The organism is Sphingomonas kyungheensis, assembly GCF_037120395.1.
In the GTDB taxonomy this organism is placed as follows: Bacteria; Pseudomonadota; Alphaproteobacteria; order Sphingomonadales; family Sphingomonadaceae; genus Sphingomonas; species Sphingomonas kyungheensis.
Window position 1 is genome coordinate 1 of sequence record NZ_JBBBDM010000025.1, and the last position, 12,900, is coordinate 12,900.

The following is a 12,900-nucleotide window of genomic DNA, read 5'->3' on the forward strand; positions in this document are numbered from 1 at the left end:
TTCTGCAGGTCGACGACATAGCTGGGCGAGGGGTTTTCATAGACCAGCCCGATCAGGTGCGAGCGGCGCTGGACCAGTGCGCGCGCGAGCATGTTGGGATGGTAATTGACCGCCGCGGCGGCCTCCCTGACCCGGCGGATGATATCCTCCGTGACGTGCGGCTGGCCGTTGAGCACGCGCGAGACGGTCTTGGTCGACACGCCGGCGTGGCGGGCGACGTCGACGATCGTGGTGCGATGCGGAGCCTGGACCATCCCCCGGTGTACGGATCACCATCGCATCGGTCCACTCTGGTTGCACCGTAAAGGCAATTGACAACGTTAGACAATTTGTATCGAAGTGTCTCTGCCGTCGGGAGAGCGGCATGAGGGGGGACTGGATGGATCGTCGCGGCGTGCCTGGCAGCGGACTGACCGCGGACGCCGAACGCGGCCCGGCATAAGCCCGTGATCCGCCACACCGCCATCGCATGAGCCGCGCCATGGCCTTTGCCATCGCCGGCGACGCCCGACTGACCGCGACGGAGATCGGGACGGAGCGCGCGCCGCTGCTCACGGCCGCCGGGCTGCTCGCCGATCCGGCCGAGCTGGTCGACGTCGCCGCGGCGAGTCGCTTCACCCCGGCCTATGGTCCGGCCGGCGGCTATCCCGGGCTGCGCGTTGCGCTGCCCAACGCCTATATCCAGTCCGTCGTCAACGTATTGGTCGGCCCGATCGGCGAGGCGTTCGGGCTGGGGGCGGTGCGTCCGAGCCGCGCGCAGGGCGCATTCTCTCTGGTGACGCTGGCGCCGGACGCCCTTGCCCCGCCGCAGCGCGCGCCGCATGTCGATTCGGTCGACCCGGCGCAATTCGCCATCCTCCATTATCTGTGCGACGCCCGCGCCGGCGGCACCGCTTTCTACCGCCACAAAGCGACCGGGTTCGAACGGCTCGACGAGTCACGGCTCGCCGCCTATCGCGCCGCCCGCGCGCCTGAGGCCGCGCCGGACGGCTATGTCGACGATGGCGCGCCGTGGTTCGAACGGACGGCGCAGGTCGACGCGGCGTTCAACCGGATGATCGTCTATCGCAGCTGCATCCTCCATTCGGGGACGGTCCCCTCTCCCGCGCAACTGACCGCCGATCCCCGCCGCGGCCGGCTTACCGCCAACATCTTTTTGACTCTGACCCCCGCCTAGCCTGCACGGCAATCGATTTCATCGAATGTTGTTTTGTCGCACATAATAAAGCGACAGCAAGAACCGATGATCCGTATACTTTTATTGCCATTGACAACGTAGGACAGGACAGTAGGTCTTGGCGCCGAGGCAAGCGAGGGCCACCGACGACAGGCGGCTGCTTGACCGTAAGGGGAGGAAGCATGAGGGGATTTTCGCCATTGAGGGCGCTCGTCTGCACGACATCGGTCGGCGCGATCGCATTGTGTCTCGCGACGCCCGCCGCGGCGCAGGTCGTCGGCGGCGGTGACGACAGCAACGCGCCTGCCACCAATGCGCAGCCGGGTTCCGAAGACGCGCCGCGCGCCGCGCAGGACGGCGCCACCACCGCCACCGCGGAAGGATCGAGCGAAGACATCGTCGTCACCGGCATCCGCGCCTCGCTCAACCGCGCGATCGACATCAAGCGCAACTCGAACGGCATCGTCGACGCGATCTCGGCCGAGGATATCGGCAAGTTCCCGGACACCAACCTCGCCGAATCGCTCCAGCGGGTCAGCGGCGTGTCGATCAACCGGGTCAACGGCGAGGGCGCCGAGGTGACCGCGCGCGGCTTCGGCGGCGGCTTCAACCTGGTGACGCTCAACGGCCGGCAGCTGCCCGCGACCAATCTGCAAGGCGTCGGCGGCGACCAGAGCGTCGATTTCGCGACCGCGACCGGCCGTTCGTTCGACTTCGGCAATCTCGCGTCGGAAGGCGTCAGCACGCTCGAGGTCTACAAGACCGGGCGCGCCGCGATCCCGACCGGCGGCATCGGCGCGACGATCAACGTCATCACCCGCAAGCCGCTCGATTCCCGCCAGTCGGGCCTGTCCGGCTCGATCGGTGCCAAGGCGTCCTACGACACCAGCATCGCCAAGGACGAAGACGGCCTGGCCAAGGTCACGCCGGAAGTGTCGGGCCTTTTGAACTGGAAAAATGATAGCGATACCTTCGGTGTCGCGCTGTTCGGCAGCTATCAGAAGCGCAATTCGGCCGCCGCCAGCTCGACGTCGAACGCCTGGAACATCCGCACGATCGACAATCCCGGCGACATCTTCGGCGCCAATACGGTGATCAACAACCGCCCGGCCGCGGGCAGCCTGATCGCCTTCCCGAACGACGCCCGCTACCATTTCTCCGAATCGACCCGCGAGCGGATCAACGCTTCGGGCGTCCTGCAATTCCGCCCGGTCGACAACCTGCTGCTGACCGCCGACGTCCTGTGGGCGCAGAACCGGCAGAACGAGGCGCGGCAGGATCAGACCAACTGGCTCAACCGGCCGTTCGGCACCGTCACCTTCGACAACAGCCCGGTGCCGACCGCGACGGTCATCTCGCAGGCGGTCCCCGATCCCAAGGACACCGGCTACGAGCAGCAGTTCCGCGCCACCAAGGACAAGCTCGAGGAATATGGCCTCAACGCCGCCTGGGACGTCACCGACAAGTTCAAGCTCGTCGCCGACATCCAGCATTCCAAGTCGCAGGCGCTGCCGGACGCGTCGAACGGCGCGAGCTCGACGCTGTTCTCGATGGGCGCGAACGTCGTCAACGGCCAGACGATCGACTGGTCGCGCGGCTTCCCCTCGGTCAGCGAGACGATCAACGACTGCAACGCGCTGTCGAGCAGCGCCGGACCGGGCCGGGTGATCGGCAATTGCAACGGCCAGCTCGATGCCGGCGATCTCGGCACGCAGGTCGCCCGCACCAATTCGGCGCGGCAGATCCAGACGATCAACCAGGCGCAGATCGGCCTCGGCTGGGATCTCGGCGGCGGCAGCAAGGCCGAATTCGGCGGCAGCTACATCGATTCGAAGCTGCGCTCGACCCGCACCCAGACCACCCAGACGCTGGGCGACTGGAGCATCAGCAATCCCGGCGAGGTCGCGGCGCAGGCCGGCGGTCTGCTCAAGACCTTCTGCCTCGTCTGCAAGTTCGATCACTTCAAGCCCGGCGTCACCGGCCCCGGCCTCAACGCCTTCCGTGGCAATGCGGTGGCGCTGAACAACATCTTCTCGCCGCTCTATGCCGCGCGCGGCAATCCCGTCACCGCCGGCTCGGCGAACGACGACCGCATCGAGGAGAAGATCGCCTCCGCCTATGGCCAGCTGACCTGGAAGGGCCAGATCGCCGGCGCGGACGCGACGCTGGTCGTCGGCGCGCGCTACGAGGTCACCAAGGTGCGCGCCTTCTCGCTGGTCAACGGACCCTCCGCGATCGTCTGGACGTCGGACAACGACTTCAACGTGCCGGGATCGTCGGTCGCCTCGCCGCTGACCGGCCGTGGCAGCTATGACAATCTGCTGCCGGCGATCGATTTCCAGATCTCGCCGTTCGAGAACGTCATCACCCGCGTCTCGTTCAGCAAGACGATCGCGCGGCCGTCCTACGGCGACCAGTTCGTCAGCTCGACCGCGGGTGCCGGCAGCCGCGCGACGCTGTTCGGCGGCCAGCCGAACGGAACGACCGGCAATCCCAATCTGCGCCCGCTCGTCTCGGACAATTTCGACGTCTCGGCGGAATGGTATTTCAAGTCGTCGAGCTACCTGTCGGCGGGCTTCTTCGACAAACGGGTGCGCAACTTCGTCGGCACCGGCTTGTCCAACGGCAATCTGTTCGGGCTGCGCGACGCGACCACCGGGGCGGCGGGATCGCGGTCGGGCACGGCGGCCGCCGCGCTCACCCGCCTCGGCCTCGACAAGACCGACATCAACCTGTTCAGCTATACGGCGCGGCTGGTCCAGAACGGCGGCAACGTCGCGCAGACCGATGCCGACATCCGCGCCAACAGCTCGGGCACCTCGGTCAACGGCGGCTATTTCGACCAGCTGTCGCGATCGGTCGACATCACGCCGGATGCCAACGATCCGCTGGCGATCTTCTCGATCGCCTCGCCGATCAACAACCGCGACGCGGAAATCTACGGCGCCGAATTCGCCGGCCAGTATTTCTTCGGCCGGACCGGGATCGGCGTCGCGGCATCGTACACTTTGGTCCGCGGCAACGTCGGCATCGACGTGCTGGCGGCGCCGACCGCGGACCAGTTCGCGCTGCTCGGCCTGTCCGACACCGCCAACGCCTCGCTGATCTACGACAAGAACGGCCTGTCGGCCCGCCTCACCTACAATTGGCGCGACAAGTTCCTGTCCGAGATCGGCCGCGGCGGCACCACCGATCGCAACCCGGTCTTCTTCGCGCCGTACAGCAGCGTCGATGTCAACGTCAGTTGGGACATCAATCAACAGATCGCCGTCTCGCTGGAAGGTATCAACCTGACGAGTGAATCGGTACGCAGCTTCGGCCGCTCGGAGAACCAGACCTTCTTCGCGCAGGAGAACAAGCCGCGACTGTTGCTGGGCGCGCGCTATCGCTTCTAGACTTGGTCTTATCTACCCCTCCCCTTGGGGCCGCTCTTCCGGAGCGGCCCTTTTTTTCGGAAAGACGCTTGCTGACCCGGACGCGGCAGGATAGGCCGGCGACCGGGACAGGATCACAGACAGACAAAGAGAGATGCTGACGGCGATGAACCGCGTGCTGCTCAACACCATCGATCATGCCGATCTGCGCGTCGCGATCCGCGCCGGGGCGGCGTTCGGCGACGACGTCAACCAAGCGCCGATCTTCCCGTCCGAATTCGAGGAAGCGCAGCGCGCCTTCCCGATCATCTTCCGCGAGGAGGACGGTGCGATCCAGCCTTATGCGCTGCTCGGCCTCGACCGCGACGAGAATCTGTTCCTCGCCGGGGATCGCTGGACGAGCGACTATGTCCCGGTCTTCCAGCGGCGCGGCCCCTTCTCGATCGCGGTCGGCACGACGCAGGCGGGCGACGACGACGGTCCGATGGTGCATCTCGACCTCGACGATCCGCGCGTCGGCGCGGCGGACGGCCTGCCGCTGTTCAAGGAACATGGCGGCACCGCGCCGCTGCTCGACCATATGACCGAGGTGCTGCGGACGATCTATCAGGGCATGGAGACGGTCGCGGCGATCTGCGCCGCGTGGCGCGACGCGGGACTGCTCCGCCCGATCACCTTGCAGATCGCGCTCGACGACGGCCGGACCTATGAGGTGCCGGACATCCTCACCGTCGATCGGCAGGCGCTCGCCGACCTTTCCGGCGAGCCCCTGGAGCGGCTGCATCGGCACGGCCTGCTCGCCGGCGCGATCCTCGCCGCGGCGTCGCTCGGCAACGTCCAGCGGCTGATCGCGCTGAAGGCGCAGCGGGCGGCGCGATGACCACCGCCGCGATCACCGACCGGCGCGTCGCCGAGGTCGCGGCATCGGCCGCGCCGTTCGATCCCGATGCGCTCGTCCGGCACGGCGAGCCGGTGATCGTGCGCGGGCTGGTGCGCGACTGGCCGATCGTCACCGCCGGGCGGCAAAGCGACGCGGCCGCGGCGGACTATCTGCTGTCCTTCTACAGCGGTCAGCCGGGCGTCGGCTACACCGCGCCGGCCGAGGCGGGCGGGCGCTATTTCTACGACGACAGCCTTACCCGCCTCGCCTTCGCCGCGGAGCGTGTCGATCTCGCCGCCTATCTGCGCCGCATGCTCGCCGGGGTGGAGGCGGAGGCGGGCGCGTCCTTCTACGTCGGCTCGACCGACCTCGGCCAGTTCTTCCCGGGCCTCGCCGCGGCCGGCAACGATCTCGCGCTCGACGCGGCGGTGTTCGGCCAGGCGCTGCGCAGCATCTGGATCGGCACGCGCACCATCGCGTCGGCGCATTACGACATGTCGAACAACATCGCCTGCGTCGCGGTCGGCCGGCGCCGGTTCACGCTCTTCCCCCCGGACCAGATCGCCAATCTCTACCCCGGCCCGCTCGAACCGACGCCGGGCGGACAGGTCGTCTCGCTGGTCGACTTCCGCGCGCCCGATCTCGATCGCTTCCCGGCCTTCGCCGAGGCGCAGCGGCACGCCCGTGTCGCCGAGCTCGAGCCGGGGGACGCGATCGTTTACCCCGCGCTGTGGTGGCACCACGTCGAGGCGCTGTCCGACTTCAACGTCATGATCAATTATTGGTGGAATGCGTCGCCCGCCTTCATGGACTCGCCGATGACGACGATCCTGCACGCGCTGCTCAGCCTGCGCGACCGGCCGCCGGCCGAGAAAGCGTCCTGGGCGGCGATGTTCGACTATTACGTCTTTGGCGATGCCGGCCGCGCCGCGGCACACCTGCCCGCCCCGGCGCAGGGCGCGCTCGCCCCGCTCGACGCGCGCACGGCGCGGCTGCTGCGCGCGCAGCTGCTGCAGCGGATCAACCGATGACCGCGCCGGCGACCCCGCGCCGCATCGTCATCGCGGGCGGCGGCACCGCCGGCTGGCTGGCGGCGGCGATCCTCACCCGTCAACTCGGCCCGTTCGCCGAGATCACGCTGATCGAGTCGGACGAGATCGGCACCGTCGGCGTCGGCGAATCGACCATCCCGACCGTCCGCGCCTTCCATGCGCTGATCGGCGTCGACGAACGCGAGTTCATGGAGGCGACCGGCGCCAGTTTCAAACTGGGCATCTCGTTTGAGAACTGGGCGCGCCACGGCGATCGCTACATCCATTCCTTCGGCGACGTCGGCCAGTCGACATGGATGAGCGATTTCCACCATTTCTGGCTGGAGGCGCAGGCGCGCGGCATCGCCGAACCCTTCGGCGCCTATTGCTACGAACACGAGGCCGCCGCGGCCGACCGCTTCGCCGTCGGCGGCACCCCCGCGCTCAATTATGCCTATCATTTCGACGCAGGTCGCTATGCGCACTTCCTCCGCGGCAAGGCGGAGGCGAACGGCCTGCGCCGGATCGAAGGCCGGATCGACCGGGTCGTCCGCGACGCCGACAGCGGCGACATCGCCACGCTGATCCTCGCCGACGGCACCGCCGTTCCGGGCGATCTCTTCTTCGATTGCACCGGCTTCCGCGCGCTGCTGATCGGCGAGGCGCTCGGCGTCGGGTTCGAGGACTGGGGCGAATGGCTGCCGACCAACCGCGCGCTGGCGATGCAGACCGAGGCGACCGGGCCGGCACCGCCCTATACGCGCGCGATCGCGCACGATGCCGGCTGGCGCTGGAAGATCCCGTTGCAGCATCGCGTCGGCACCGGGCTGGTCTATTGCGCCGACTATCTCAGCGACGATGCCGCCCGCGCCCGTCTGCTGGCGGCCGCCGAGGGCAGGACGCTGATCGAGCCGCGGCTGATCCGCTTCCGCACCGGCCGGCGCAAGGCGGCATGGCAGCACAATTGCATCGCGCTCAGCCTGGCGAGCGGCTTCGTCGAGCCGCTCGAATCGACCAGCATCCACCTGATCATGATCGCATTGACCCGCTTCCTCCAGTTGCTGCCGGCCGGCCGGCCGAGCGCGGCGGCGATCGCGCGCTTCAATGGCCAGGCGGCGGAGGAGATCGAGGGCGTGCGCGACTTCATCATCCTCCATTATCATCTCACCGGCCGCGACGAGCCGTTCTGGCGCGACCGGCGGACGATGGCGATTCCCGACAGTCTTGCCGAGCGCATCGCCCTGTTCCGGGACAGCGCCAATGCCTATCAGGCCGATCACGACCTGTTCCGCGTCGCTTCGTGGTTGCAGGTCATGCTAGGCCAGCGCCTCGCAGCCTCGAGCCATCACCCGCTGCTGCGATTGATGCCTTCGAACCAGTTGAACGCCGTGTTGCAGGGTATCCGGCAGCGTATCTCAGCATCGGTCGACGCCCTACCCTCCCACGAAACGTATCTGCAGGACTATCTCAGCAGCAAGGGACCTCCTACTTTGAGGACGCACCGATAGTTCGGGCGGACATACTTGCGGATCGGGGAGAATGGCTGCCGTGAAGCAAGGGCGCGCGAAGGGCGCGTCATCAGGATTGGCGATTGCCTTGCGATGTCCAACACCTCCCTTCTCGGCAATCATGGGACGACGCTTTTAAAGAAGGATACCGCCGGCACCGCCGGCACCGTGCGCCGTGGAGGGCAACCATCCTCACGTCGGGCACGCTATCGTGCCGAAGCCGCGACGCCTGCCGTCATGAGGGTTTCAAATGCCTCGAGCGTGCACAGGCCACGGACGCCGCGCGCGTTGCAGGTCGCTATCGGTATCACGGCGCGATAGGGCCGTGTCGCGCCGTCGAACCTGGTGAGCAGGCGCATCTGATCGAGCGTCTGGGACCGGTAGACCGCACGCACATAGCGGTGCCCCGATCCGTCGACCAACCGCTCGAACACGATCGCGCCGCCCGGCGACGGATCGTCCGCGGCGAGCCCCGGGACCTGCCAGTACAGGCCCAGCAGACCGGCCAGGCTCGCCACGTTGGTGTCGTGTCCCGAGATCATCGTGATCCCAGGCGCATCCGCCTGCCCATCGCGGAGCGCGTCGCGGATCAGCGGGGCGATCCCGGCCATGTTCGCGGCGGCAACATAGCGCGGGCGCGCGAGCAGCCGGAATTCGACCGCGTGGAGTTCGGACGCCCGGGCGATGTCGGCGGCCGTCGCCCGGCCCCAACCGACATCGCGCATCGGCATGCCCTCGGCATATTCCAGCAGCAGGATTTGCGCGACGGTCGAGGCGCGGTCGAGCGCGCCGGAGAGTTTCGGCCTGCTGCCAGGCTTGACCGGCGCGAGCGCGGACGGTTCACCGGCGACACCGCAGCCGGCGTGCGCCGGTCCGCACAGGATCATGTCGAGCCGCGACAGTACCGGGCGCAGGCGGCGTTCCTCCCCGGCGATCCCGTCGGGTCCGGCATCCGCGAGGACAGCCCGGCGCGCCGTTTCGGCATCGAAGGCGACCGCGCGTTCGCCGATCGGCGAGAAGATCGGGTCCGCGACATCCTGCGGACGATGCGTGATGTCGACGTCGCAGCCGGGGGCGACTGCGGCGGCCCAGGCGTCGGCGGTCGCGATCGTGCGCTGGTCGCTGTCGGCGACGATGTGCAGCGCCGCGCAGCCGGTGCGCGGCATCACGCCATCGGCGATGAAGCGCGCGCGATCCGCCTCACCCAGACGGCGCAGCGCTTCGGCCCCGTGCGGCGTGAGATAGCCCGGCTTGACCGGCCAGTCCGGCCAAGCCTCGGCCGCCGTTCCCACGGGCATCGGCGGCGCCTTGGTCGGCGAGCGCACGCCGTGGCGCATCAGCATGACGACGCGGTCGACGCGCAGGCCGGTCTGCGCCTCGACGGTCGAACCGGTCCAGGCCAGGAGGATCGCGGCGGCGATATGGAGGATCGATCGCATCGGGGATCCTAGAAGTGGAGCTGCGCGCCCCAGCGGAACGAAACACTATAGCGTTCCCGTTCGACCAGTTGCGCCTTCGTGCCGATATAGCGGCGCCATGGCGCATCGGTCAGGTTCGTCGCGCTCGTGAAGAACGTCAATTCCGGCGTCACCTGATAGCTGGCGTTGACGTCGAGCTGGCCATTGGCATCGGTATATTGATCGAGCGCCGCGGTGGATCCCAGCGTGTCGAGATAGGCCGACCGATAGGAAAAGGCCGCCCGCACCGCGACGCCGTATTTCTCGTAGAAGATCTGGGCGGTGCCGACGTGCTTCGATTGCAGGAACAGCGGGATGTCGCCGGTCCGCGGCGCCGCGCCCAGGATCGTGCCGTCGCCCTTGCCCCAGATGCGGGTGTAATTGGCGCTGACGCCGAACCCGTCGAGCGGCGACGGCAGGAACGTGAAGCGGGTCTGGAGATTGACCTCCACCCCGTAGACTTTCGCCTTGTCGATGTTGAGCGCGGTCGATACCGTCGCGTTGGTCAGCGCCTGGCCGGCAAACGTGCCGCTCTGCCCGAGCAGGGACTGGGCGTAGATCGGGTTGTCGAGCGACTTGTAGAAGCCGCCGAGCGAGATCAGCCCCCGGCCCGGCAGATAATATTCCAAAGCGCCGTCAAAATTGAGCGCTTTGTAAGGCTTCAGGTCCGGATTGCCGCGCGCCACCGAATTGGGATTCGTGGTCTGGTCGACCGAGACGAACGGCGCGAGCTGGGCGTAATTGGGGCGACCGATCGACGTCGTTACCGCGCCGCGCAGGACGAGGTCGTCGGTCGCATCATAGCGGGCGTTGAGACCGGGGAAGACGTCCGTATACCGTCTCGAACCGAAGCTGTTGAACCCCGAATCGAGCGCCGATTTCGCGGTGATGAGCTTTGCCGCGCTGCGATCGCGGGTCTGCTCGATGCGTATGCCGGGAACGAGCGTCAGCTTCTCGATCTTGAGCGTCGCCATCGCATAGGCGGCGGCGATCCGCTCCCTGACGTCGTAATCGTTGGCAAGGCTGTTATTGATCGAACCCGCCGTGTTGAGGGTGATCGTGCCCGGATGGGCGGCAAGATAGGCCTGGCCGCGATCGTAATCGATCCGCGGGCCGAAGGCATAGTCGCTGCCGTAGAAGCTCGTGTCACCGAGATAGGACACGTCGGCAAGCGTGAACGGTCGTCGCGCGGCCAGGCCATAGGTGACATAGTCGCGATCGTTGGTCTTGTGCCGGTCGAGATATTTCGCGCCGATCTTGATCGACGACCCGTCGCTGCCCCATGCCAGCGGGATCGAATAATCGATCCGCCCCTGCGCCAGCGTCTCGACCGCGAGCCGGTGGTCGTAATTGACGCTGTTGAGGGTGTATGCGGTCTGCGCCACCGCATTGGCCGGCACGAAGACATAGGGTGTGCCGGACACGTCGTAATTGACGGTGAGCGCGGTGCCGCCGGTGCGAAAATTATATTCCGAGCGCAGAGGATCGCGCTTCTGCGCGCGCGCATAGCCGCCGCTGATCGTCACATGCCCCGGCCCGAGATCGATTTCACCGCCGCCCTGCACCGACCTGGTATTGTCCGCCTCTTCGCGTCGCCGCACGCGCACGCTGCCGCGGCCGCGGAACGTACCGGTCGTCGCGGTCTGGTTGGTGAAGGCGGATTCATTGTCGATGATGAACTGGTCGCGCGTCTCATTGTCGTCGAACGCCGAATAGGTACCGCGCAGGAAGACTTTGGTCGTATCGCTCGGCCGCCAGTCGAGATTGAGCACCGCCCCCTTGCGCGTCCGCGTCAAATTATAGTCGCGCAGGCCATATTGATCGGGCACGACGAAGCCATTCGCCGCCACAGGCACACGGTAATTGGTCGAACCCTGGAAATTCTCGGACTCGATCGGCCGTTTCGAATAATTGACCGAAAGGACCGCACCGAACTGACGGTCCGGGCCGAACAGTCCGCCGACCTGGATATCGCCCTCATACGGATGCCCGTCGTTCAGCTTCGACCAGCCATAGGCGGCACGGGCATCGGCGAAATAGGCCTTGTTGCGATCGAATGCCGACAGCGTGCGGATGTCGACCGACCCGCCGATCGCATTGGCATCCTGATCCGCGGTCAGCGACTTGGTGACGACCACCGCGCTGATGAGTGCCGAGGGAATGTCATCGAGCTTGACCTGTCGACCCTCGGGCTCGGGCGCCGGGAGCGTCATGCCGTTGAGCGTGACGTTGACCAGATCCGGGTTGATACCACGGATGATGACATAGCGGCCTTCGCCCTGATCGTTGGCGACCGACAGGCCGGGAATGCGGCGCACGGCCTCGGCGACGTTCTGGTCGGGCAGCTTGCCGACATCGTTGGCGTAGATCGCGTCGACGAAATTGTCGGCCTTGCGCTTCTCCTCGATCGCCTTGCGTTCGCCAGCGCGGGTGCCCGTCACGACGATATCGGCGGGTTCCGCCAGATCCGCCCGCTCCGGCATCGCGGGGGCGGGCGCGGTCTGTGCGTCGACGGTCGTCACGCAGAGCGCGCTCACCGCGATCCCGGCCGCCAGCGCAGCCATCGAAATTCTGATCACGTCCTGCTTCCCCCCGGCCATGCCGGGGCGGCGCCTAGTGGCTGTAAACGACTCTTGGGCGACAAACCCGTGACGGTTTTATGTCAGGTGTTCGGCGTCCCAGGCTGGACCAACGGCCGATCCCATGGGGTCGGCGTTGCAAAGCGGCTCGGCAGCCTGCCTCCGATGTTCGACAACGGTCTTATGCCTTTGCCAAATCTATCCGTGGGATCAGGTGCGCGATCAGGGGCCGGTATCGGCTTCGCCCTGCGATCCGACCCGCTGGCGTTCCGTCAGCGTGAGAGTGGGGCGACGCATGATCGAAATACCTGCTGCCGATATCGGACCATATCGTCAGCGCGCGCGCGACGCTGCGGACATGTCGTCAATTGACGAATGACATCCGGAACAGTCGCAACCCTTACCCCGGAAAACGCTCTGCCCTATCGTCACGATTATGGCGAGGCGCTGCCGATCACCGTTGCAGCCGGCTATCTGCCTAAACCGCTTGAGTACTTAAAGTACAAGTAGGAGGTACTTGAGCCAAGTATAGCGCCTGTAGCCGATGTGATCTTGGAAAGGAGAAACCTCCATCCTCGCCCGACCTTACCTCCCATTGGCATGGTAGTTGGGAAAAACCGACCTCGATCATCTAAAGGTGTATATCGAGGAATGAAGCGACAAGGACAGGATTATAGGTCCGGTAGGCGAAGCTGGTCATGGAGACGGATCGTTCTTCCATCCGGAACATCATACAGGCTTCGTCGCGCAATCGACAATCCGGGTGCCTGGTTGAGGAACAGCTATCAAGACGGCCCGCGCCGTTCCGATTGGGATGCAGACCGTCCGAAAACTCGCCTGTGATTATGGTCTGGACGTTCACCGGCCGAGAGGTGTCTGAAGGGGGCGGGCTTT

8 protein-coding genes are annotated in these 12,900 nt (G+C 66.4%); 5 read left to right on the plus strand and 3 right to left on the minus strand.

The window, feature by feature from the left end:
• The coding region (locus tag V8201_RS18910) for a LacI family DNA-binding transcriptional regulator (protein WP_336546286.1) at window positions 1-254 on the minus strand (254 nt) is incomplete at its 3' end.
• Window positions 255-481: 227 nt separating this feature from the next.
• Between V8201_RS18910 and V8201_RS18915 the strand changes: the two genes are divergently transcribed.
• The 5 genes from V8201_RS18915 (at window position 482) to V8201_RS18935 (ending at window position 7,970) form a co-directional block, all read left to right on the plus strand.
• On the plus strand, window positions 482-1,177 hold the full coding sequence (locus V8201_RS18915) for a DUF6445 family protein (RefSeq protein ID WP_037533549.1): 696 nt from the start codon (window positions 482-484) through the stop codon (window positions 1,175-1,177).
• Between the two features lie 182 nt (window positions 1,178-1,359).
• Window positions 1,360-4,572 carry a TonB-dependent receptor gene (locus tag V8201_RS18920; protein ID WP_271300920.1) on the plus strand — a complete coding sequence of 1,071 codons (3,213 nt, stop codon included), beginning with the start codon at window positions 1,360-1,362 and terminating at the stop codon, window positions 4,570-4,572.
• A gap of 133 nt (window positions 4,573-4,705) precedes the next feature.
• Window positions 4,706-5,431, plus strand: a complete 726-nt coding sequence (locus tag V8201_RS18925) for a SapC family protein (RefSeq protein ID WP_336546287.1) — start codon at window positions 4,706-4,708, stop codon at window positions 5,429-5,431.
• Window positions 5,428-6,462: a cupin-like domain-containing protein gene (locus V8201_RS18930; RefSeq protein ID WP_051583347.1), complete on the plus strand. Its 1,035-nt coding sequence runs from the start codon at window positions 5,428-5,430 to the stop codon at window positions 6,460-6,462. Before V8201_RS18925 ends, V8201_RS18930 begins: the two co-directional genes overlap by 4 nt.
• The gene (locus V8201_RS18935; RefSeq protein ID WP_336546288.1) at window positions 6,459-7,970 is read left to right on the plus strand and encodes a tryptophan halogenase family protein; all 1,512 of its coding nucleotides are present in this window, start codon (window positions 6,459-6,461) and stop codon (window positions 7,968-7,970) included. The genes V8201_RS18930 and V8201_RS18935 overlap by 4 nt, the downstream gene beginning before the upstream one ends.
• 206 nt (window positions 7,971-8,176) lie before the next feature.
• On the opposite strand, the gene V8201_RS18940 is transcribed toward V8201_RS18935, so the two are convergent.
• Entirely contained in the window at window positions 8,177-9,409 is a 1,233-nt protein-coding gene (locus tag V8201_RS18940) for a histidine-type phosphatase (protein WP_336546289.1), read from the minus strand.
• Window positions 9,410-9,417: 8 nt separating this feature from the next.
• Window positions 9,418-11,991 carry a TonB-dependent receptor gene (locus V8201_RS18945; protein ID WP_336546290.1) on the minus strand — a complete coding sequence of 858 codons (2,574 nt, stop codon included), beginning with the start codon at window positions 11,989-11,991 and terminating at the stop codon, window positions 9,418-9,420.
• Window positions 11,992-12,900 lie beyond the last annotated feature (909 nt).

Coding starts and splice junctions, on each gene's coding strand:
- V8201_RS18915 (WP_037533549.1), top strand. CDS start 482: ATGGCCTTTGCCATCGCCGGCGACGCCCGACTGACCGCGACGGAGATC.
- V8201_RS18920 (WP_271300920.1), top strand. CDS start 1,360: ATGAGGGGATTTTCGCCATTGAGGGCGCTCGTCTGCACGACATCGGTC.
- V8201_RS18925 (WP_336546287.1), top strand. CDS start 4,706: ATGCTGACGGCGATGAACCGCGTGCTGCTCAACACCATCGATCATGCC.
- V8201_RS18930 (WP_051583347.1), top strand. CDS start 5,428: ATGACCACCGCCGCGATCACCGACCGGCGCGTCGCCGAGGTCGCGGCA.
- V8201_RS18935 (WP_336546288.1), top strand. CDS start 6,459: ATGACCGCGCCGGCGACCCCGCGCCGCATCGTCATCGCGGGCGGCGGC.
- V8201_RS18940 (WP_336546289.1), bottom strand. CDS start 9,409: ATGCGATCGATCCTCCATATCGCCGCCGCGATCCTCCTGGCCTGGACC.
- V8201_RS18945 (WP_336546290.1), bottom strand. CDS start 11,991: ATGGCTGCGCTGGCGGCCGGGATCGCGGTGAGCGCGCTCTGCGTGACG.